Origin of the sequence: Cryobacterium sp. BB736 (assembly GCF_014980265.1) — a bacterium.
Lineage (GTDB): Bacteria > Actinomycetota > Actinomycetes > Actinomycetales > Microbacteriaceae > Terrimesophilobacter.
Genome location: NZ_JABXWQ010000004.1, coordinates 369,372 through 390,805 on the forward strand (window position 1 = coordinate 369,372; position 21,434 = coordinate 390,805).

The 21,434-nt window shown below is 62.1% G+C and carries 17 protein-coding genes and 2 pseudogenes; 9 read left to right on the top strand and 10 right to left on the bottom strand.

The annotated features are described in order from the left end of the window. Window positions 1-112 precede the first annotated feature (112 nt). Complete coding sequence (locus IRG63_RS11255) at window positions 113-463, top strand: hypothetical protein (protein ID WP_193510169.1); 351 nt, start codon at window positions 113-115, stop codon at window positions 461-463. 37 nt (window positions 464-500) lie between these two features. Here the strand turns inward: IRG63_RS11255 and IRG63_RS13825 are convergent. Beyond that, a pseudogene (locus IRG63_RS13825) lies at window positions 501-1,028 on the bottom strand (DUF1643 domain-containing protein). A gap of 89 nt (window positions 1,029-1,117) precedes the next feature. Here IRG63_RS13825 and IRG63_RS11270 point away from each other — a divergent pair. Next, on the top strand, window positions 1,118-2,221 hold the full coding sequence (locus IRG63_RS11270) for a PD-(D/E)XK nuclease family protein (RefSeq protein ID WP_193510171.1): 1,104 nt from the start codon (window positions 1,118-1,120) through the stop codon (window positions 2,219-2,221). A 1,775-nt stretch (window positions 2,222-3,996) separates the two neighbouring features. Then, a complete protein-coding gene (locus tag IRG63_RS11275) occupies window positions 3,997-4,839 on the top strand; it encodes a hypothetical protein (protein ID WP_193510172.1) in 843 nt (280 codons plus the stop codon). A 68-nt stretch (window positions 4,840-4,907) separates the two neighbouring features. Here IRG63_RS11275 and IRG63_RS11280 read toward each other — a convergent pair whose 3' ends face one another. The 3 genes from IRG63_RS11280 to IRG63_RS11290 all read right to left on the bottom strand — a co-directional run bounded on the left by IRG63_RS11280 (window position 4,908) and on the right by IRG63_RS11290 (window position 8,423). Continuing rightward, on the bottom strand, window positions 4,908-5,339 hold the full coding sequence (locus IRG63_RS11280) for a hypothetical protein (RefSeq protein ID WP_193510173.1): 432 nt from the start codon (window positions 5,337-5,339) through the stop codon (window positions 4,908-4,910). A gap of 110 nt (window positions 5,340-5,449) precedes the next feature. Then, window positions 5,450-6,121: a DUF3644 domain-containing protein gene (locus IRG63_RS11285; protein ID WP_227412051.1), complete on the bottom strand. Its 672-nt coding sequence runs from the start codon at window positions 6,119-6,121 to the stop codon at window positions 5,450-5,452. Between the two features lie 736 nt (window positions 6,122-6,857). Further along, window positions 6,858-8,423 carry a helix-turn-helix domain-containing protein gene (locus tag IRG63_RS11290; protein ID WP_193510174.1) on the bottom strand — a complete coding sequence of 522 codons (1,566 nt, stop codon included), beginning with the start codon at window positions 8,421-8,423 and terminating at the stop codon, window positions 6,858-6,860. Window positions 8,424-8,923: 500 nt separating this feature from the next. Here IRG63_RS11290 and IRG63_RS11295 point away from each other — a divergent pair, with 500 nt between their 5' ends. The 5 genes from IRG63_RS11295 to IRG63_RS11315 all read left to right on the top strand — a co-directional run bounded on the left by IRG63_RS11295 (window position 8,924) and on the right by IRG63_RS11315 (window position 14,730). Further along, window positions 8,924-9,352 carry a helix-turn-helix domain-containing protein gene (locus tag IRG63_RS11295; RefSeq protein ID WP_370566243.1) on the top strand — a complete coding sequence of 143 codons (429 nt, stop codon included), beginning with the start codon at window positions 8,924-8,926 and terminating at the stop codon, window positions 9,350-9,352. Further along, the gene (locus tag IRG63_RS11300) at window positions 9,349-11,763 is read left to right on the top strand and encodes a hypothetical protein (RefSeq protein WP_193510176.1); all 2,415 of its coding nucleotides are present in this window, start codon (window positions 9,349-9,351) and stop codon (window positions 11,761-11,763) included. The genes IRG63_RS11295 and IRG63_RS11300 overlap by 4 nt, the downstream gene beginning before the upstream one ends. A 37-nt stretch (window positions 11,764-11,800) precedes the next feature. Further along, window positions 11,801-12,484, top strand: coding sequence for a VWA domain-containing protein (locus IRG63_RS11305; protein ID WP_193510177.1), 684 nt, complete (start codon window positions 11,801-11,803; stop codon window positions 12,482-12,484). Further along, window positions 12,485-13,234: a PP2C family serine/threonine-protein phosphatase gene (locus IRG63_RS11310; RefSeq protein ID WP_193510178.1), complete on the top strand. Its 750-nt coding sequence runs from the start codon at window positions 12,485-12,487 to the stop codon at window positions 13,232-13,234. A gap of 335 nt (window positions 13,235-13,569) precedes the next feature. After that, a complete protein-coding gene (locus IRG63_RS11315) occupies window positions 13,570-14,730 on the top strand; it encodes a competence protein CoiA family protein (RefSeq protein ID WP_370566253.1) in 1,161 nt (386 codons plus the stop codon). Window positions 14,731-14,771: 41 nt separating this feature from the next. On the opposite strand, the gene IRG63_RS11320 is transcribed toward IRG63_RS11315, so the two are convergent. The 6 genes and pseudogenes from IRG63_RS11320 to IRG63_RS11340 all read right to left on the bottom strand — a co-directional run. Beyond that, window positions 14,772-15,662, bottom strand: a complete 891-nt coding sequence (locus tag IRG63_RS11320; RefSeq protein ID WP_193510180.1) for a hypothetical protein — start codon at window positions 15,660-15,662, stop codon at window positions 14,772-14,774. A gap of 56 nt (window positions 15,663-15,718) precedes the next feature. After that, on the bottom strand, window positions 15,719-16,495 hold the full coding sequence (locus IRG63_RS11325; protein ID WP_193510181.1) for a TatD family hydrolase: 777 nt from the start codon (window positions 16,493-16,495) through the stop codon (window positions 15,719-15,721). After that, entirely contained in the window at window positions 16,492-17,793 is a 1,302-nt protein-coding gene (locus tag IRG63_RS11330; RefSeq protein ID WP_193510182.1) for a hypothetical protein, read from the bottom strand. Before IRG63_RS11330 ends, IRG63_RS11325 begins: the two co-directional genes overlap by 4 nt. Next, the gene (locus tag IRG63_RS13830; protein WP_227412052.1) at window positions 17,790-18,161 is read right to left on the bottom strand and encodes a hypothetical protein; all 372 of its coding nucleotides are present in this window, start codon (window positions 18,159-18,161) and stop codon (window positions 17,790-17,792) included. Before IRG63_RS13830 ends, IRG63_RS11330 begins: the two co-directional genes overlap by 4 nt. Before the next feature lie 451 nt (window positions 18,162-18,612). After that, window positions 18,613-19,338 carry a hypothetical protein gene (locus IRG63_RS13835; protein ID WP_370566257.1) on the bottom strand — a complete coding sequence of 242 codons (726 nt, stop codon included), beginning with the start codon at window positions 19,336-19,338 and terminating at the stop codon, window positions 18,613-18,615. A 100-nt stretch (window positions 19,339-19,438) separates the two neighbouring features. Next, window positions 19,439-20,515: pseudogene (locus tag IRG63_RS11340) on the bottom strand (P-loop NTPase fold protein); the annotation flags it as partial. Window positions 20,516-20,875: 360 nt separating this feature from the next. Here IRG63_RS11340 and IRG63_RS11345 point away from each other — a divergent pair. Beyond that, entirely contained in the window at window positions 20,876-21,412 is a 537-nt protein-coding gene (locus tag IRG63_RS11345; RefSeq protein WP_193510185.1) for a hypothetical protein, read from the top strand. Window positions 21,413-21,434 lie beyond the last annotated feature (22 nt).

Consider the following 21,434-nt stretch of genomic DNA (forward strand, 5'->3'; position numbering starts at 1 on the left):
TGACTACCTCGACCGTCCAGCATCTGGCTGATGGGAGGCCCCCACTCCGCGCAATCACCGTCGCACTCCCAGTGCGGTGTCGATGCGTTCCCCGGTGTGGCACCCTTACCGCATGGCAATTACTGAGAAGCAAGTCAAGGAGGCGTTCACCGACTTCCTCGTTGCCAACGGCTGGGAGGTGACCACTAAGAACGTGGATTACGTCGACCTGATTGCCAGGCGCGACAGCGAACTTATCGTCGCAGAGCTAAAAGGGCATACGAAAAGTGCCGGAACAGCAATCGACATCGGCTACGGGCAGCTGATCCGACGCATGACGGCCGAACGAGAATTCGCCCGCTTCGCCCTAGTGGTGCCCGAGACGCTAGCCACCCACGTTGAGCGCGTTAGCGCTGATGTCAGGATCAAACTCGGCATAGAGGTTTATCTGGTTGACGCACATGGTGGAGTCCGGGGGCTCTGACGTGATGGTACGCACAGCTAAGCTGCTGCGCGAATGCTCAAATCCGGCTGCTTGCTTGTAGATAGAGTTCCACGCTAAAGGGTTGAAGCGGGGTATCTGCCCGCACATACAAGGGGTGGCGAGGGTGGCCGTCTTTGGTCGAGTCGCCAAGCGATACCCAGTCGCAACCCGCGACCGATGTCAGCTTCACGATGTCTCTCAGCAGTGACGGCAGATAGCGTCTAGATGCAATGAGCCCGCCCCAGGCAGCCAAGAGAGTCAGTGGGCGTCCAGCGACGATCCCGGCTATCTGGCGCTCGTTCTCAGCCTTCAGATGTTGGCGATGGGCGGTATCGAGGTCTTTGGGTCCGTGGCGATCCGGCTAGATGTTCAACATCGTCCAGCTGTCGAATCCGTTGTCGGCGGCAAACCTGCTTACGCGCGCGATAGTGCGATCCGGAGCGTTCGGGACAGCGGTGCTCGGATTGATCCCGAAGCACACCAAGGGGTTCAGCCCGACCGTTCCCAACACGAATCGCGCGGAACCGTCGGCCGCCCGCTCGTAGATCCACTGGTCGTGGGTCACGCAGCCCCCTATTCATCGCCTTCGACTATTCCACAACGAAGGGCGCCGACGAAGACACCGCCCTATGAACCTCCATTACGGTGGGCGTCATGACGCTCGACTTGTCGTTCCTTGAGGTTTCGTTGTCGCCAGCACGGACCGCCCAACGGCCGGTGAATGTGTACGACATCCTTCGTGAGGGGTGGCGGGAGACCCGTGTCGATATGACACTGCAGTTCTTCCTTGACCCGACAGAACGCCATGGCCTCGGGCCCCTCGTTATGGACGCACTACTTCGCCTATTGGACGGGGCACCGGAAATTGGACCCGACGGCCACGGCGGCAAAAGGCTGATCGCAAAGGACGCGGAAGGCTCTGACGCTTGGGAGATCGCCACACAGGTCGATTTCATCGACGTCTACGCAACGAACCCGGATCTGGGGATAGCGCTCGTTCTGGAAAACAAAGTCGGCCACGTGCTAAATAACCCGCTGAGGAAGTACGCGGAGTACGCCCGGAACGACGGCTTCGACACCGTTGTAGTCGCGGTGCTTGCCCCCGAGGCGCGGGTTCACCTCGACCCAGCCCAAGGGAACTACCTGTCCAGAGCTGTCACATATGCCGAGTTGAGCGCCGAGATAAAGCGCGCACCAGCGTTGGTCGAAATCCTGATGAGTCCCGGAGACCTGGACCAGCGGCGAAGCCTCGACCTTCTACAGCAGTTCATCGAAGCCCGACACGGAGAGAAAGAAATGACAGACCTTGAAGACGAAGCCCAGCGACTAGACGAGTGGCGGGGCATCCTCGAAGAACACAGACTCGCGATCACCGCATTCGAGGAAGCGCGCAGCAGTATCGGCCGTCTGATTCGCGATCGAAGGAAACGGATCGAGCCTCTGATCGCCGATCGTCTTGAAGCGCTTGGCCTAGAGACAGGATGGGAAGCGCACGGCGGTATCCGAGAAGAAACGTGGAACGCTTACCACTTTCCAGCAGCAGATTGGTCCATCGAACTCAAGTTCTCAGCCGACCCTTCCCGCCCGGTGATCTATGTCTATGACCGGCGTGGACTCACCTACAAGGACTCCACGATCGAAGCGCTCGGGCTCGCGTGGACTGCCAGCGACGAGAAGATCGCCGACGCCTTCATCGAACGTGTCGTTCAGATTCTCGATCAGCTGAAGGCTGGCACCCGTCTCGCGCCTACCAGGTGACACGTTATGTCATATCGCCAGATTAGAAGAGCGTTAGGTCGGACGGAGTCCCGCGCGCTCTTCGTCTGCGACTTGTCGTGCGATTCGTCGCTGGTCTCTGAGGTCGGGTATGGATGTCCTCCGAGGGTATCGGCGTGTGCTCCAAACCTAGTGCTCGCGCTAATTGGATGACATATTCAAGAACGTCGGCTGGGCTGGAGGCATCCCAACTGACCGTCTCAGTGCTTCCCCATTGCGGCATGTCAGCTCTCGAGTACATCGGGGCGGCGGCAAGAGTTTCCCTCCACCACCTGATGACGCTCTGTTCTAGCGCGTATGCGTCATCCCCGGTGGGGACGCGGACTCTCCACTTGAGTCGCCACCCGAGTGCTGTGTGCTTGGAGATCCGCGCCCCAGTCGGGCTTGCAATCCCAATCTTGAGTGCGTTTAGGTCTGCAACCATGTAGACCTCAGCGGGCCCATCAAACGGGAATGAGCTATTGCAGTACCGGCAGATGCCCAACCCTCTGGAGGCCGTGCTCAAGCGAGGGCGGACTTCCTTTCCACAAGTGTGTCGGCATCGCCATGGGGTGCTTGAGTTCACGTATGGTTCCAACGGTTCGAGCCCCTGCTCTCGCATCAACTCGCGTGCCTCTTGCTCCGGCATCCTAAATAGGTTCGAGAGAACGCGGTCGCCACACGGTGAGCATCCTCCCTGACCTCGCTTTATGTTGGTGTAGGTGGGTGATGTCTGCCCGCCACACTCGACGTGAATGCAGAGCCACGGTCGATCCACTCCGGGAAACGGCGAAATCGGTTCAAGGCCCGCTCGCTGCATCATGGACTTTGCGTCCACTTCGTCGAGCATCATCTTGCGGTGCCCGGCTTCATGACCACAGTGCTTGCAAGGGCCCTGCCCGGCGGCAAGGTTGCCAAGTCTGGGAGCTACTTCGCGCCCGCATGCGTCGTGACGGGCCAGCCATGGCTGGGACGAGCCTCCGGGCCACGCCTCCAGGGGTGTGAGTCCACGCGACTTCATGAATGCATGGGCACTCTCGGAGTTCCAGGTCCGGTGCCCTTCCGACTTTCTCCAACACGTTTCACACCCGTAACGTCCCGGACGTCGCACCCCGTTGAGGGTGGTCTCACCTTCAACCCCGCATGCTAAGTGCCTCGCGAGCCACCTGGCAGCTGTGCCTGGGTACGGTGCCAGCGGCTCCCAACCCGCGGCTCGCATCTCGGCCACAGCAGCGTCGGCAAGTTTGGCCCGGCGGGTTGCGCCGCGTTCAAATCCGGCGCAATGTCGGCAAACACCTCGGTCGCCGCGCACATTGGATAGTCGCGGAGAGATGTCTCGGCCGCAAGCCACGTGGACAGATGGCCAAGGGAGATTCTTTCGGCCGGGGTAAGGCACTTTCGGCTCAGCTCCGACGGCCCTGATGGCCATCTCTGCCTCCTCCGGAGTGATTCGCATCGATGCCCCTTCCTCACCCAAGTGCAAACTATCGCAAGGTAACGACGTTCATCGAGAATGATTCGAACCTCTTCCCGCTAAGGAACATCTAGATCTCCCCTTAGGGTCCGAACTCCGAGGCGAGCTAGGCGATGGGGTACCAATTTGGATGATGCTCTGATTCAAGAAACGGTGGGAAGGCGCACGAAAGAGGAACGTTCCGCGGTCGACTGTCGATTCAAGCCCCGATCGCAGAGAAGTCGGGACTTTCCCACATCGGCCGAAGCGGAAATCCGATACCTGGGATACACCGAGGTCGGGGCCCGACGATACGCTTTGCCCTATGGCCGAAGACAAAGAGATTGAACACCCTGGATCAAAGTTCACCCAGGCGCTGGACGCAGCGGCAAGGATGCCTGGTGTACGGATCAACAGGGCAGCGTATCTCCGAGCCGCTCTGAAGCGGCACTGCTCGGAAGAACAGATCGAGAGGGCGGTCGCCGAGACCCCAGCGGCCGCTGGCATCCCATTCGAAGTCATTACAGCGGTGGCGAACGACTCCATCAAGTACGAAACGGCAAAGGCCACCGCGCTCTCCACCGCTGCCGGGATACCCGGCGGCTTGGCGATGATCGGCACTGTACCGGCGGACCTCGTCCAGTACTTCGGCCATGTACTCCGTGTGGCCCAGAAACTCGCCTACATCTACAGCTGGCCCGACTTGTTCATGGACGATGGCGACGAACTCGACGACGCGACCGAGGGCATTCTTACTCTCTTTGTAGGGGTGATGTTCGGGGTTCAGCTGGCCCAAGCTGGGGTGGCGAAAGTGTCGACCATGATCGCCGGGCAGGTGCTGAAGAAGCTGCCGCAGCAAGCTCTCACCAAGGGTGCTGTCTATCCCGTGGTCAAGAAGGTCGCGGCTTACCTTGGTATCCGCATGACGAAGCAGCTTTTTGCTGGCGGCGTTGCCAAGATCGTTCCGGTCGTTGGGGCCGTGTTCTCGGGAGGTCTTACCCTTGCGACCTTCTTACCCATGTCCAAGCGGCTACAGAGCCACCTCGGAAGCTTGGAACTAACGAAAGCCGGGCACAGAGCTGAAGACGCCATCGATGCGGTACTGGTCGACAACGCGCCACAGGACGACCTCGAAGAGTTAGAGCCGCTCGCCACCGTTGAGGAATGAGGTCAGTCGAGCTTCGAAGCCGGGTGGTAGCGGCTCTCACCGATAACGCCCCGCATGTCCCGGTACGGCTAGCGCGCCTGCCCGGCCAGCTGCGCGATCCGCTCCCATGGGAGATGCCGGCGCAGCAGCCCGGACCGCCTCCGGGCGCTTGGTTCGTGCCGGGCGGCATCAGCCGCCGCTTGCACGAGGGCGGGGTCCTCCCCCAGCGCCTCCGCCATCCACACGAACGCCGCCGGGCACTGCAGCCGGTTGTAGGTGGTGCGCGCGCTGGTATTGGGCTCCGTACGGGTGAACGCACCGGATCCGCGGCCCTCCTGGTCGCTGAACCAGCGGATCATGTGCTCCTTCTGACTCGACCACCAGACGCCCGTGAGCTGGGGCCGGTCCCGCTCGTAGACGTCAGAGATCGGAAGGTGCGACTCCAGCCGCCGCAGTATGCGAACAAAGTCGAGGACGTGCATATCCGGGCCGAGAGCGCGCCTCGATGCGTGCCGGATCACAAGCGCGTCAGCAAACCCAACACCTGCATCGCCCAGTGGAGGCCGGGAGTCAGAGTCACCTGCGGCCCGTCCACCGAGCACCCCCTCGGAACTGCGACGATTCGCGCCATTCACGCTTTGGTGCCTCGAAGGCTTTCTCGATAGCCCGCTCGGGCGTTGTCGTAGAGGTCGTCGCTCAGCGAGACCATGTAGGCGACGGCCTCTCCAGACCACGAGTGGGACGCACCGATGCTGTGCTTCCATGCGTATTTCGGGTTCTCTCGCAGTTGATCCCGCCAGCACAGCGCCTGGTGATCGCGGCTAGTCAACTTGCGACCCGTGCGCTTCTCGTTGACCTTCTCAAGCAGCTTCGTCGCACTGAACGGGTGAGTCTGGTTGGGATCGGTCTTGCGAATCGCGATTTGTCCATCCGCCGTTGGGGAGACAGCAACCACCAAATCCGCGCTGCTGAGCTTCTTCTGCGACTGCATATGGATGTCGTACACCGTGGCCACACGCGCCATATCGCCGCCCGAAGCCTGCGCGTCGTCCATGAGATGCCGGAGCTGATTTATAAACTCTTCTACCTCGGCGACCATGGCGGCATTCTTGTCGACCTTCATGAACTGGACAGCGTCGGCAGGAGCGGTCGCCCCGAGGGGCAACAGCTGCCAGGTCATGGAATCCGCCAGATCCTTCTTGAACTTCGCGACCATGAAGGCGCGATAGTTCAAGATGTTCTGCTGCAAGAACGGATAAATCACCGCGCCGAGCCCCTGCGCGTTGTCTAGCCCTCGGCTCATCTCGCGCCCGCAATCACCGGCCGGAATGAGAGGCTTTCACGCATGAGCGACCGACAGCCGCCTCTTGTCTCCGCCCACCCGCGACACATCCGCGTGACCGAAGCAGGTGCCTCGCATGATGCGTCCGTGTGGGAGCTCCGCCCGCCAGCAGGAATCGCGGGCCGCCTCTGGTACTTGCTTGGAGAGTCAGACGAGATTTTCATAGAAGACATCAAGTCCGAAGGGCACGGATGGGGTTCAGCGATGATCATGAAGCTGCAAGCCATGCACCCCGAAAGGACTCGTTGGACGGCGGAGAGCATCAACGTCGAGTCGGAACAGTTTTGGGACAAGATGCGCTCCCGACATGGGATTGACCTGAAGGCGGGTGCTGTTCGACCGGACCGCCGCCCCTAATAGCTGGTCGGTCACATCGTCGGCGCGCCACGGTTCCATGCGATCAGGAACACAAATGAGTCGGCGCGGATCGGAACGTTGCTCAGCTTCCTTGCCTTGCTCGGCTTGCGCAGGAGGCGGTTCAGCGAGGCGCCCCGCATCGACTAGTAGTCCTCATCGAGCATTTCGAAGACTGTCCCGTGCGCCTGATCGTCCAGCAAGGCGGTGGCAGCGCAGAGGCTTTCCGCCGCTCGTGACGAAGGCCCGTACACGCCACTGGTTTTTCGGGGCTCGCAGGTGAGGACGATATTTGGTGGAAGGCCCATGGCTACCTCGCTGACGGGGTCGTCTCAAGCCGGCCCTAGGCGCTGCCGGGATTGGCATTCAGGAAGGCGTGGAGTTCGCGGACTCCGTTGACGCCACGCCAGAAGGTTCCATGATTCCGTGACTGGGTGACAGCCAGTTCGAGCACGCTGCGAAGTGCAACGGCCCATTCTTCGTCGGTGCTTCTGGGCACGAGCTGCTGCCGAATCTCTGGCTTCGTCGCCACCATTCGAAGGGCAACGTTCGCACGTTCCTGATTCAGGGCTGCAGCACTCGGGTAGAGGCGATAGGACAGGTCGTCGTCAGCGCCGACAGCCATCACCAGGCACCAGAGGATGTCGAACCGCGCGAGTGAATCCAGCAATTCATCGCCGGGGTCGATTGCATCGCGGAGCAGAACGTCGTCCGCGAGCGTCTCAACCTCGGTTGCGTAGTCGCGCGCCATCGACAAGATCAGCGCGCCACCGTGGTTCTCGTCGGCAAAGAGACGCGCGCGCGACGCGAAGACAATACCGTGTCGAAGCCAGGAAGGGTACTGCTCGCCGCTACCAAGATCCACAGGGCGGCGCGCGAGGCTCGCGAGCGAGGTCCAGTCTCTTTCGCGCTCAGCGGCAGCCCCGATGAGCCATACGCGGACGAGCACGTTTCGCCAGTGCTCGGCAATTGGAACTTCGAAGACGCTCAGGATGGTCGTCGAGTATTCGTTAACGGGACCACCTGATTCGTAGACGCGGTGGAGTGCCGCGATCACTGCCTCGAATAGCTCCCGCCGCCCGGTGCGCATCGCCTCGATGCCAGCGAGAGCGAGCTTGTCGAGGGTGGCGTCACGTTCGAACGGGTCCGCGTCCGGTTGATAATTAGCAGCACGTCGCGCCTCGCGAAGAAACCGGTGGACGGTGGTGTCACTGCCCGCGTCGATATGTTGCCGCAAAGCTTCGACGAACGACTCTGGATCCATCTCTAGCAGGAGCGGTGGAAGGGCTGGCGCTCCCGGAGAAGCTGGCCCGAGGCTTTCCACAAAGCGACGTATGAGCATGTCCGCGCCCTCTCGCGCATCGGCGGCCAGCTTGACACGATATCGACTGAGCAGTGCATCCCAGTGCACATCCGACGCGGCAACGTTTCTCGTCCCTTCGCGGGTATAGATCACCCCTTGCTGGAACACCGTCTTCCTAGTCTTGCCGTCCTGGGAGTCGTACTCCCCGACCTTGCTGATGATGACCGGCAGCCCAGAGAGGGAAGGTGCGACGTGGACAAGAACGAGCGCGCGTTCGTCGACCTCGTGCACTTGGGACGTGACACGCGGTTGAGCTGCAATGTGCCGCGCCACGAGCGCTCCCAGCGCGGCCGAGTCGAATTGGGTGGGGTCAAGTGGCGGCTGGTCGTGGGCCGGCTTGCCGTTGTCGTGCGCGCCGAGCACAATGAACCCTCCCGCGGCATTCATCATGGCGACGATGTCCAGGACAAACCCGAGACGGTGCTTTGCGACTTTCAGGTCGAGCGTCGACTTGAAATCGAGCTCGTCATGTTCAGCACCGATAGCGAGCAGTTCGAGGAGTTTCTCGCGGTCAAGACGTCCATCGACAACAACAGGCGATGCCATCAGGACAGCCCCTGAGCGTGTGGACTCGCCGGAATTTCTAACCTCGCTCCTGAAGCGAGGCGGTCTTGATCGCGTCGTGATCGTAAGTGGTGGAGCCCAACTTTGTGTGGACTCGATCGATCACCTTCGTTCAGGTCGCGCAGCTGCTTGACGACGTTCTTCGACATCAGCCTCCGGTTGCCCGCCACTTCTTGGATGTTCTCAGAAATGGAGGTGCAACTGCCTGAATCTGACTCTTTACTGTTGCCATTGCAGTCCCGTCTTCCCCGGCAAGACTATCGAGCACTACCAGCCCCCGCCCGCACAGTTCACATCCACCCCAGCATGACTCTCGAGCCGGCACATCATAAGCCCGCGTTCGAGGGAGGCGCGTGCCCTGTCCAGTGTCCGTAAGGAGAGCGGAAGCAACGCTGGCCGTTCCTTCGTTGAACCTTGCATCAATGGTCACATTTAGCTTACAGTTGCATCACTTAGTTTCAGTTGCGGCAACAGGAGTTCGAGTGTTCGGTTCAGCAGACGAAGCGGCGGACGTGCTCCGCGACGCCATCGAAGGCGGGGGCGACACCATCGAGGTGACGCTCAAACTTTCCGCGCACACGGCCGAGAGGGTGCTCGTGCTCCTTGAGGCGGAGGGTGTGTCTGGTGCCGTTGTCGTACCAGTGAAGGAGCTCTACAGCACGACCGAGGCTGCGGCGATGCTGGGCGTATCGCGGCCGACGCTGATGAAGCTCATCGATGCGGGCGAGCTCGAAGCTGAGATGGTCGGTACGCACCACCGGATTCCTGCGGAGGCCATCGTGGCGTACCAGCGTGCCCGCCAGGTGCGTCGCGACCGAGCTGCCGAGGCCATGTCCGAGTTCACGAGCCGCGTGGGCACGGGCCGTCGCAGCAACGTGACGTTCCGCGGTCGAGCGGAGAGCGGCCGGTGAGCACGACAGAGCTGGACCCGACCGAGTTCGCTCAGGGCGGGCGGCGGCTGTTCATCGACACGAACATCTTCATGGACAACCATTCACGCTGGACGGGTGGACTCAAGCGGTTGTTCGAGCGGACTGGACCGACGATCGTCGCCGAGATGAACCCGATCGTGGTGCCGACGAAGGTAGTTCGTGAGCTGGAGAAGTATGCCGGGAAGCACTCGTCCCGCTTGCCTGAGGAGCAGGTGGAGGCCGTGCGGCGGTCCCGCATCGCGCTTACCTTCCTCGAAGATGCTGAAGCCCGGGGACTCGTCCGCACCGACCTAGGGGACGACTCGGCACGCTACGCGGACGACAGCTTCCTCAAGGTGCTGGAATTGGCAGGCGACCGGTACGAGATGTGCCTCATCACTGACGACATCACGCTCCAGCTCCGCGTCCGTCTTCGGTCGGCGCAGCTGGGTCGGAGGCTCGTCGCCGGCACGCTCACAAGTGACGGTCTTGTGGTTATCGAAGATGATCAGTCGCTGTATGGACGCGGCGCCAGAAAGCTGGACGCCAAACGGGAGAAGGTTGATGACGGTACCGCGACTTTCGCGGATCGGCAGGACGTCGAGGAGCTCACGGCGCTCCTTCCCGAGTTTCGGGCAGCCTTCGGGCTCAAGCCCTGGGTGAAGCGGGCGCCACGAGTCCCGGCAATCACGGCGCCTGCGGCAGGTCCAGTCGGCCAGCCGTTTTCCAAGTCCCCCCGCTTTCGCGGTCCCGACCAGCCGTTGCCCGCTGTGCAGATTCCCGGCGAGGGCGAGCGCATCATCTCGCTGAGCCTCTCGGGCGAAGACGTCGTCATCCTCGGCGCGCTCCTCGGCGAAGGCGGAGAAGGTCGCGTCTACGAGATCGATGGACACGCGAGTCGAGTCGCGAAAATATTCGACAAGGACAGCCGAACTGAGCATCGCCGCTCAAAGCTCGAGCTGATTTTGTCCCGGGGGCTGAGTCGCGATGGCGTCGCCTTTCCGGTCGCGACGCTCACCACGAGTGGCGGAGAGTTCCTCGGCTACATAATGCCTCGTGCAAGTGGCCGTGAACTCCAGCGAACGGTGACAAATCCAGGGCGCTTCAAGAAGGCCTACCCGACATGGACGAAACGCGATTTGGTGGATGTCTGCGTGTCATTCCTGGAGAAGGTCGCCTATCTGCACTCGCTCAACATTCTGGTAGGCGACATCAACCCGAAGAACGTCATGGTCGACTCCTCGAAAGCCGTGTGGATCATCGACGCGGACTCATGGCAACTGGAGGGCTATCCATGCGCCGTCGGGACGCCAATGTTCACCGCCCCATCAGTCACTGGTGAATATGCCTCGCGACTCCGCACCATGCAGGAGGAGAACTTCGCTGTGGCGACGATGCTCTTCAACATCCTGATGACCGGCCAGTACCCGTATGCGCGTACCGGTGCCGACACAAGCGACCCGGCAGTTCTGATCGCGGGAGGCAAGTTCCCATACCAGTTCCAAGGCGCCTCGGACAGAGATCAGCCCGAGGGCAACTGGAAGTTCATGTGGAGCCACTTGCCGTTCCCAATCAAATCGCTCTTCTGGAATACATTCCACCGCGACGGCAAGCGCTACGAACGGCGGCCGAGCGCGGCGGAGTGGCTCCAGGCGTTCCGTGAATACAGTGCGTTTTTCGGTGGCGCCGACGACTTCGACCCAATGTCGAACGAGGTCTACCCATTCCGCTTCCGAGCATTTCGTCCGGACACTCCGATTCGCGACTGCCCTGAGTGCCAGCGGCCCAACGCGATCGTGGGGCAATGGGACGAGGACAGCCAGTCCTACTACGAGCCGACCCTGTGCTACGACTGCAACCAAACCAAGACGACCTGCAGCCACTGCGGCAAGCGCAAGCCAGCCAGCACGCTGATCTACGGCGGCCGGTGCTGGGACTGCTACCAGAAGAGGGACCATGCGAAGTGTGCCAACTGTGGCAAGGAAACTCGAACGAAGTACCTCGTCAACGGACTCTGCTCCAACTGCCAACTCGTCCCCTGCAACGATTGCCGCACACCTACCCCCAAGTCACAGCTGAACTATGGCCGTTGCCCGGCGTGCCAGGCGAAGCAGGCATCCGTAGACCCGTCGCGCCTGTGCACGCGGTGCGGTAGGCCATTCATTACCTACGGCAATGTCGCCTGGCATCAACGCAGCTACAAGCCGGTGCCCACCAGCCACAAGTTGTCTGATCCCGGCTGCACTACCGTCGCAGCATCTCGAGTCGCTTCGTCGAGTTCTGTCAGGGGAGCCACAGGATCTGGCGCCTCGTCAACCGCCCGGGCTGGAACATCGCAACCCCTGACGCGGCCGACGGCACCTACGAGGAAGGGCTTCTGGGCTCGCATCGCCGACTGGTACTGGAACTAATCAAGACCGCAGCAAGCAAATCGGAAGGAACATCGCAATGGTTCTCAAAATCGGCGCCGACGATCTCGTCGAAAACCCGACCCCCCGCGTCCCGGTGTCTCTCTGCATCGACACGAGCGGTTCAATGCTGGGTGACAAGATCCGCGAGCTCATGGAGGGCGTGAACCTCTTCTACGACGCCATCGACGAAGACGACGACGCCCACGACGCCGCAGAGGTCAGCATCGTCGAGTTCAACTCGGCTGCTGCGCTGATCCAGGACTACGCCAGCATCGAGCGGCTCGAACGGATCGAGACGATCGACCCGTCCGGACTTACTTTCCTCGGCGAGGGCGTCAATCTCGCGCTCGACACCCTAGAGAAGCGCAAGTCCGTCTACTCCGGGAGCGGAGTGCTCTATTACCAGCCGTGGCTCGTACTCATGACCGACGGCCAACCCAACGGTGACCCGGCCGAGCTGGAACGAGCCGTCCAGCGTGTCACCGAGCTGATTGCCGCCAAGAAACTGACGGTCTTCCCAATCGGGATCGGCGGGGACGCCGACATGGCGGTCCTTGCCCGGTTCAGCCCGCCGGACCGCCCACCGCTACGTTTACAGGGACTCAAGTTCAAGGAGTTCTTCGAGTGGCTGTCCAAGTCGGTCTCCCGCGTGTCCCGGTCGACCCCGGGGGACAAGGTGAAGCTCGACCTGGAGGGACTCGCCGGCTGGGCGGAGCTCTAGTTGCCATTCAAGGAGTTCCACTACCAGGTGCGCGGGCGAGGGCACGCGGCCGAGGGTACGCATGTTCAAGACCGGACCGCCTACAAGCACCGCAGCGGGGTCCAGGTCCTCTGCCTCGCGGATGGTGCCGGGTCAGCGTCCCACGCGGACCACGGGGCACAGACGGTCGTGGACGCCGGGTGCGCGCTGCTGGTCAATCGCTTCGAAGAGTTCTCGACCGGGGAGGACGCGGCTGGTGCTCGCGGAGTCATCATCGAAACGCTGGTATCCGCTCTTGAGGAGACCGCGCGTCGCGTCGGATGCGAGGTGGCAGATCTCGCGTCCACCTTCCTGACTGTGGCCGTTTCCGTCGAACGATTCGTCGTCGCCCACGTCGGCGACGGCGTGATCGGATACATCAAGAACGACGAGATGAAGGTCGCGTCAGCACCCGACAATGCCGAGTTCGCCAACGAGACCACGTTCGTCACCTCCAGTGGAGCCACGTCATCGCTGCGGCTCTACCGCGGATCACTGGAGGGCGTGTCCGGGTTCATCCTGATGAGCGACGGAACGAGCGCAAGCCTGTTTGATCAACGGACTCGCTCGCTTGCACCAGCTTGCGCCAAGTTAATTTCCGTCGTGGCGAACGCTCGCGCACCTCAGTCGAAGAACCCGGAATACAAGAAGCGCATCAAGCGGGTGATCAACACTCAGGTGCGTCAGGCAACTAAGGACGACTGTGCCATCGGGATTCTCGCACGGCGCTGACGCTCTATTGGCAGGGGCCCAAGTTCGTGCGCGAAGACGTTGAGGCAGACCGTCTTACTTCCGATAACACCTCTTATGTCGTGCGGAACGGGCGTGGACACCGCCTTGCGTGGTACTACGCGTGAGCGGACACGGGCTGTGTCCGACGTCGCGAGTATCGTAAGTTCGTGTCGCTTCCCTTCGTCACCGATCACCGCTCGCGGCTCGCCGAGTTTCAGTCCGGCGAGGAGCGCTTTGTGTGGGGTCGGGTTCAGGCGTCCGATGAACTTTGGTTCCTGGAAGACGATCAGGCGGTTGAGCACCGCGATTTCGTGAAGTCGAGCGTCGTCTGCCCGGTGCCCGGCTGCGCCGCTCCGCTGACAACGGTGCACAGCACCAGGAAGCGCGATCACCTTCGCCATTTGGTGGGGACTGGCGGGCACGCCGCGGAGTCGATCTTCCACTCGCAAGGTTGCGCTCTGGTCGAATCGTGGCTGAGGGAGAAGTACCCGCGGTCGCGGGTCACGCGAGAGGAGTACACCAGCGAAACCGGTGAGCGTCGCGCCGACGTAATGCTCACCGGGCCTCAGGGTCACCGCGTCGCGTTTGAGGTGCAATATAGCCCGCTCACACCCGATGCTTGGCGCCGCCGGCACGACTCCTACCGGGCACAGGGCATCGTCGACGTATGGCTGTTTGGCCACGCAGGCAAGCAGCTTCGGCTGGATCGCGACGACCACCTCCTGGCGAACCCTACGCACGCCGCGGTCGTGGACAGCGGCAGCGCGCTGCTGTTCATCAATCCAGACCCCGACCGCCGACAGATCGCGATCGCCGTCGGAGCTGACTGGCGCATCGATGCCCAGATCGGACAGCCCACCGACCGTGCGATCGAGGTTCTCCACTCGCTCGAGCGGTCTCGACTTGAAGTCCATCAACTCGAGGACTTTCACGCCAACCTTCGTCGAGGGCTCGTCTCAGATCGACTGGAGCAACTCTATGAACAGAGCGACCGTCTCCGCTCGCACAATGCGCTTGCGCGGGTTCGGGCAGTCGAATTTCGCGCGCGAGTCGTGCGCGAGCGGGCTGAGCAGCAGCAACGCTGGGAAGCGCGCCGAGCGCCGCAACAGGCCAGCATCCGGGACCTCCTCGGCGGCGTGGAACGCTGGAGCAAGAGCGAGGCGCTCGTGGCGATTCAGCAGTACTTTGGCCCGGACCTCCAGTTCTTGAATGGACGGATCGACCGGAACACCACGCCGGGCGCACCGCCCGACCTGCTCATTCGATGGCAATGCGTCGTCTACTTCGATCTCATCGCCGGACAGTCAACGCCGTTCGGGACCCGTGAGGCATATAACGCCATTAAGAGGCGCGGGGTGAAGATGGACGAGAAGATCGCCTTCCGCGACGTAGCGCGGTTTCTCTACGAGCTGGCGTCAGAAGGTTTCCTACATCAGCGGCCAGGCTACGGAAAGTACCCGACCTTCCAACCGACCGCGAGCGGGGCATGGTGGTAGGTGTCGCGAGCGTCCCGCGGTCTATCGTCCTTGCCGGGTCGCTAGTAGTTCTCTTGCAAAAGCCACAAGAGCTCTTGGCGCTCCACGTCGAGCTGCACAGGGTGTCCCGCAAGCTTATCCAGGGCTTCATCTACGGGCCAGGTCGCGAGACGGCCGTAGCGGGCCGAGTATATGCCGATGTCGTGGATCCCGTACTCATCCTCCGTATCCATGAAGAGATAGCCGAGGAGTTGGTAGATGGCAGACGTCGCGAGAGCATCTGGCCGCTCTCCGTTTCGGTTCCTGGCGCCGAGTTTAACCTTTAGGTCGATCAAGGTCCCGCCCGCGACGAGGTCGGCATCGGCCTTAAGTAGCGCCGAGGCGTAGAAGGTCGGGCTCAGGACGAGTGGGGTCGCCAGCTGCGAGTACAGCTTGACGTTTGCTAGGCGGCGCAACTCTTCAAGTTGCCGTAGGCCGGCATCCGGCGCGAGGGCAAGAATGGCGGCCATATCGCCGTCCTGCTCATAGATGATGAAATTGATTGGACTGGTGCCCCACGCCTGAATCGAGCGATAGGTCTCGGTTAGAAGCGCCAGACCCCAGCAGGCTCGATAGAAGTCGTCGTCCGATTCCGGTGTTGATTTCAGCGCGCCTACAGCCGCCGCAGCGAGCCTCGCCGACACTTTCTCGTGCTGCTCGGTCCACATACGCGTTCGTGGGAACGGTGTGGGCCGGTGCGTTATGTCAAGGAGCAGCCGCGTCATTACGTCGAACGCCGTGCCGACGGTGCCAGCGTTCGCGTCGCCGCCCTCCACGAGCAGGGGGCCAATGTCTGCGGCGTAGACATTTGTGAGAGCCGATGCGTTGGGAAATCGTTCTACAAGATGTTGGCGAAGCGGTGACTCTTTGCTCCGCAGCTCGCCAGTGAGCGTTGAGAACCGAAAGGAGACCATCGCCACATTCTGGCAGTGGCGAGCGCACCGAGAGACCCGTGGCGGCTAGTGGTAGGTCACCGCTGGCCTGCTGCCTCGACCATTCGCTGCACAGGAATCGGGAGGAGATCAGTTACACCTGTCTCGCGGACGAGCTGGGAAAAATTTACCCACACCTGCCTTCGGATGTTCGCGGCGGACATCCCATGAGTCGCAGCCAACGATTCCTCCACGTCCTGGACTGCGCCTGGCTGACGGGGCGCGGCGGACGTTCGATCGCCGGACGGATGATCCGTCTCGGTGAGAATTCGATCGAGCGGGATTCGGGCAACGTCAGCGGCATGCTTCGCGCCAGCGGCATTGACGGAGAACCAGCACCCCAGCTCTACGGCACGTGCGGTCTGCGGGGGCGTTCCGCGCCACCAGTGCAACACAGCGCCACGGATCGGAATTCTGGCGAGGGCGTCCAGAACGCGGCCAGGAGCTCCGCTGCTATGGATCGAGACAATGCGAGGACGCCCAGTGAGTTCACCTAGGACGGCGTGGAGGGTCTTCTCTTGCTCCGCCATAGAGACTTTCGAACGTCCCTCAAGACCCACCTCACTCACGAACGCCGTCTGCCGGACGAGTTCAGCGAATCGGGAACGGTCGAAGGCGCGTTGCGCGCTTTCATCCCCTGGATGGCAGCCCACCCCCCAGACCGTCACGGCGTCGCGCCTCTTCTGAGTCGACTGGAACTCGTCGAGCGACCGGGTCGCGACGAAGACAACCGCTCCGAGCCCTTCGAGCTCCCGTGCGGGGATGGTCGCCTCGACGTGCGCGTGCAGGTCGAGTTGCGGAAGCGACGGCCTCATCCGACGACTCTTCGCAATTCAGCGACACCCCGAGTGCAGAGTTCCAGCGCGTCCTGCGCTCCGTACCCGTCTGGGAGCGACATCGTCATCACATCTTGCGGGCGCACGCCACGATAGACAAAATCGCGCATGGGTTCAACGATGCTCTTGCCCCGGACAAACGCGTCGAGGCGGCCGGTCGTGTCGTCACTAAGGTAGGTCGTGGCATCCCGAACGCCAGATGCGGCGAACGCCGAGCGCCGAACCAAACACCCAAAGCAGACACCACACGCGGCCCCGGAAGGGGCACCGCTGTACCTGCCGTCAGTGTGTGAGCACGAGTTCGTCGCGCTCAGATATCCAGACGCAGCGTCAACGCCGATCTCGCTTGCGAGCCGCTGGAACATCTCGCCCTTGGTGATGCCCTCGAACGGGTTTTCAAGCGCACCATGACCGCCCGCGTCAATCACCAGCTCGCTGAGTCCCCGAAGAAACCGAGGGTGGGTTGTATGAGTGGAGAGGCTCCCTCGCCTGTCGGGTCCAAGCGGTGGATTCAGCGACGCGAATCCGTTCTCAGCGATCCACACAGTCGAGCGTGCTCGTTCAGCGACCGCGAGCCCAAGTGCGAGAAAGAGGAATGACCGGGAGCGAGTAGATGCCTCGCTTCGGAATTCTGTACCGTTAAGCCGCCTGCCGCCACGGTTGAGATGGAACTGGTGGTGGACTTGCTGCTGGTTTGCAACGAGTCTCTCGATCGCCGTGACCAAGTCGCGCTGAACGGGCGCAAAGGCGGTGTAGCTGAAGTGAGACACCAGCGCCTGCGAGTTCCCGTCGCCGAGGTCAAGTGCCGACAGCAGCGCACCCACTGCCGAATCTGCACCACCGCTGAGGAGAACGGTGCGGCCATGGTGCTGTTCTTCAATCGTTAGGGGTGGCCCCGCGGCGGCCGGCGCTTGGGTAAAGGTGAACGCCCAATTGTCTCCAGTCAGGAAGCCGATGAGTTCAGCCAGTTGCCGGGCCCTTTCCGCCCATATCGCAGGGTTGGCAACCTCGACAGTCAGCTCGAAGTCACGAGCGTTCCACGAAGATCCGCCCCGCTCACGGAGGATTGATCGGTCCGACGCGAGGACCGCAAGTGCGATGCGTACGAGATCGACATTGAGGGGATTGACCGCCCCAAGCTCCGCGAGAAAGGGTCCGGTGGAACCGGTGAACGTCGTGCGACCGTGCGCCTTCCAGAGGAAGACCTCGTCAAATGTCCCGCCCGCGAGGGCAGCGTCCGCGACTGCGTCGGAAAGCGTCAGGATGAGCCGGCTCACGAGTCGGCTCCAAAGATAATGCCAATATCTCGAATGCCGGTCTCGATCGCTGTGGCCATCTCTCGCTCGGTGGCGCCGGTCGAACTCAAGTCCGATTGCGCCGCATACTCGGCCGCGACGTCGCGGATCTGCTGCTCGATGCTCTGACGCTCGGCGAACGAGGCACCCTTCTTGTGCAGCGTTGATGAGACTTCGGTCAGTGCCGTCTCAGCAATGGTCGTTTCGATGGCCTTTCGCACGACATCTTCAGGGGAAGGGGTGCGATCACCAGGGTGCTCAAGAATCCACGCGACGACCTCGGCGACGATGTCGCGCTCCTCGGCATCGGCAATAGTGCTGTCTGCCTTCGCCTCGAACGCAGCTTCCACAATCTTAATTCCGATAGACACCGGATCGCCGAGCGCACGAAGTTCGTCATAGTTGAGCCCGGCGCCTTGAAGGGTTGCGCGATCGCCTGAGGAGTATGCCAGAGCGAGCCTTCCGGCCCTACCAGCTGCGCGGGATATGCGACCGACCGATCGTGTCACCCCGCCTGACGAGCGCCCACCGCCGCCTCCGGCTCTTCCGCCGCCGCCACCCGGGCCATCGCCACCTCTGCCACGAGAACGAAATAGGAGGCGAACCGCGGGCCCGAGGTCGATGGTCGGCGCACCTACGCCAGGAGCGCCCGGAGGCTTCGTCGAGGCACCATCGCCGTTGCCGTGGGCCGCTTGAGCGCCATCATTGCCGGTGAAGCCCGCACCGTCGCCATCGAGCCACGCCGAGATGTTGTAGCGAAGGTCCTTGGCGTCCCTGCCGCCGCTTCCGCCGAACGACCCGCTAGTTCCCATGAGACCCCCATGCGTTCACGACGACGCCGATCGAATTCACCACGGGCTCGAGTGTTGCACCCGATTTCCAAGCCGAAAGTACGGTGCCATACGTTGCCTCGTCGAGCGGGCGCAGCTTGAGAACGGTCGCCGCCTCGATGTCGACACCGGGAACCGACTTCAGCGCGGCAACGACGTCCGCCGTAACCGCGGGCTGCGCTGCCGCGATGCGAAGGAGGCTCTCCACCGAGAACTTCTGAATGGAAGGCTGGTCCCGCGTACGTCGTCCGAGGAAGGCGACGAGCGTGCGCGCGTCACCATCGGGGAGTGCTCGAAGCGACGCCTCTGAAACTCCGGAGCGGTCGAGCTTGAGCGAGGAGGTGAGGGAAGCAGCGAGGTCGCGGAGCCGTTCGGGAAGGCCGGTGTCGATGATCTCGATCTTCGCGAATGACGCGGCAAGGTAGAGGTATCCGGAGATCGCGGCGGCATCGAGCACGGGCGGGAGCTTCGCCCAGCGCCGCAAAGTGTCAGAGAAGCCCTCGTCAGGCTTCAGCGACGGAGTGACGTCTTCGACGGCAGCAACGGTGCGCCTTGTTTTTGACGCGGCCCTCTTACCTTGCGCGGAGGCGGTCGTTGCTTCGGCTTCGGGCTCCGCCGGGGCACCCGGACCATTGGCGAGCACATCGAGCGCCTCGAGCTTGTCGCGGAGCTGGTTCGTCGCGAGCCAATCGAGCACTTGCTCGAAATCGTCCGTCAGGATTCCGTTCCAGAACCATCAACTTCGCCACCGCGTCAGGCTCAAGCGCAATACCGCGACGCCCCGCGATGCTCTGGCGCACGTTGAGATCGTTGAGAAAGCGCTTGATGCGGCGAGGGTTGCCGTGGAACTTCTCGTAGAGAATTGGGGTGAGGCGCGCCGCAGTCACGAGATGGTCGGCGAGCGCACTTCCCTCAGCGACCTGAATTGCGTCGAGTCCGCCTCCGGAGACCCTTAGCTCGTCGCACTGCGCCACGAGCGCCTGATACTCCTCATTCTCAAGGCCTGCCTTCGCGAGAAGGAGGAAGAGGTATGCCTCTGTGTCAAAGCGGCTGAGTGCTGGAACCGGAATCGTCGTCTGCACGATCTTGTGGAGGTACAGCTTGGCCGGCGTCTCCTCGACGTTGTCATCGGCCGGCGTCCTGAACTTCTGCTGGATGGCCTCAGCAACGCGATCCTCATCCGCAGCGATCACGAACGACATGCCCCTGGCCGAAAGAAACAGGCGGATAGCCTCAAGTGTCTCAACGACGGTGTCGGGGAGGCACCGATCCAAGTCGTCCACTAGGACGACGACCCGGGAGATGTGTTGCAGCGCGGGGTCAGCGAGGAGCACCTGGAACTGCTCGCGAAACTCGGCCATACCTTTCTCGCCCTCGAGGCTCTCGGGGTCATCGTTGACCAGACCGAAAACATCGTCGAGCTCGGGTAGCTGCAACGTGATGGCGGTGCGCGTCGCCATCTTCACGGCCTTGGTCCAGTTAACCTTGCGCACAAGCTTCTTGAACGCCTCGAGCCCGGCTTTGCCGATTGGATCGCGCTCGTCGAACTCGCCGTTCAGCGCACCGAGCACCTCGGCGATGAGGCTCTCCTTCGGGCCAATCGCAGGGTCGTATCGCCACGGCTGAGTGGGCACGACCAGCACCTTGCCCTTATAGCCATGTGAGCGCGCGTCGATCTCCGACACCACGAGTTCCAGCACGCTCGTCTTACCGCTCCCCCAAGCGCCTGAGAGTCCAATCGCAATCGGATCGAGGCCGTCGTCAAAAATCGCGTCGGCGACGGTCTCCGCGACCGCGCGAAATGCGAGCAGATCCTGCTCGGCCGGTTCATCCGACCAGAGCGGGAATCTGTTTGTGCTCGGTGATGTATTCATGGTCTCCCATCTGCGCTGGGTATGTGAATGGCGCGCATGGATGTCCCCCAGGTTGTCAATAGCAAGCGTGGCAGGGAGGCGGTGACGTCTGCGGCATGCCCCGCCGCATGAGTCTAAATTGCCGATAACTCCTCTTATCTTTCGGGGACGCGGAGGGACTACCGATGCTTCTCGGCCGCAGTTGTCGTCGTGCTCGAAACCCGGGCATCACCGCTGTCATACCCTCTCCCCGTGAACTACAATTCGCGACGGAACTTCAATCTCCAAGAGTCCGAGATCAGGCTGCTACGGGCTGGAAGGTGCGGCATCCCCCCAATTGTGGAGTCGCGCTTGGTCTGTGGGCAGCGATAGCTTGAGGACATGTCTGACGCTGACTCTCCGATCGCACCCGAGGATCGCTCGCGAGCCACACCTGCTGCCCCAACCGCTGCAGGAAAGTCTTTCCCTGTCTGGGCGCTCCCGACGATCACCGGCGTCGCCGGTCTCGTTATTGGCCTTGCCATCGGAGGAATCGGCCTCGGCGCAGTGCAAGCAGCTCAGCAAGCAGAAGCAGAGGACAAGGCCGCGCAGGCAGAGGCCGACGCCTCGGAAAAACTTAAGTCGATTTTGCAGTCAGCCGTGAAAGCGTGCGGTGCGGACAAGCAGTACGCGGTGGTTTCCGACGGCGGCATGACGCTCACCGTCGAGCATAAGGGCAAAGACGACTTCGCCGGGCTTGCTGCGAAGGAGATGTGGTGTATCGTCGATGCGCTGAAAGCCCCGTCAGCTGTGAAGTCGCACATGGAACAGACGACCTCGATGGATGGCCGGCAGTCGGCGTCTTGGGGAAACATCGAGGTCTCGTGGTCCTACCACCCGAAGCGCGGTATGGACAGCGTCTACACCGTGGTCGAGTAGCGTGGCAGTCGGCTAGCTGTGC

Bases quoted from the DNA above. Each gene is read 5' to 3' on its own strand.
- IRG63_RS11255 (WP_193510169.1), top strand. From the start codon at position 113: ATGGCAATTACTGAGAAGCAAGTCAAGGAGGCGTTCACCGACTTCCTC.
- IRG63_RS11270 (WP_193510171.1), top strand. From the start codon at position 1,118: ATGACGCTCGACTTGTCGTTCCTTGAGGTTTCGTTGTCGCCAGCACGG.
- IRG63_RS11275 (WP_193510172.1), top strand. From the start codon at position 3,997: ATGGCCGAAGACAAAGAGATTGAACACCCTGGATCAAAGTTCACCCAG.
- IRG63_RS11285 (WP_227412051.1), bottom strand. From the start codon at position 6,121: ATGAGCCGAGGGCTAGACAACGCGCAGGGGCTCGGCGCGGTGATTTAT.
- IRG63_RS11290 (WP_193510174.1), bottom strand. From the start codon at position 8,423: ATGGCATCGCCTGTTGTTGTCGATGGACGTCTTGACCGCGAGAAACTC.
- IRG63_RS11305 (WP_193510177.1), top strand. From the start codon at position 11,801: ATGGTTCTCAAAATCGGCGCCGACGATCTCGTCGAAAACCCGACCCCC.
- IRG63_RS11320 (WP_193510180.1), bottom strand. From the start codon at position 15,662: ATGGTCTCCTTTCGGTTCTCAACGCTCACTGGCGAGCTGCGGAGCAAA.
- IRG63_RS11325 (WP_193510181.1), bottom strand. From the start codon at position 16,495: ATGAGGCCGTCGCTTCCGCAACTCGACCTGCACGCGCACGTCGAGGCG.
- IRG63_RS11345 (WP_193510185.1), top strand. From the start codon at position 20,876: ATGTCTGACGCTGACTCTCCGATCGCACCCGAGGATCGCTCGCGAGCC.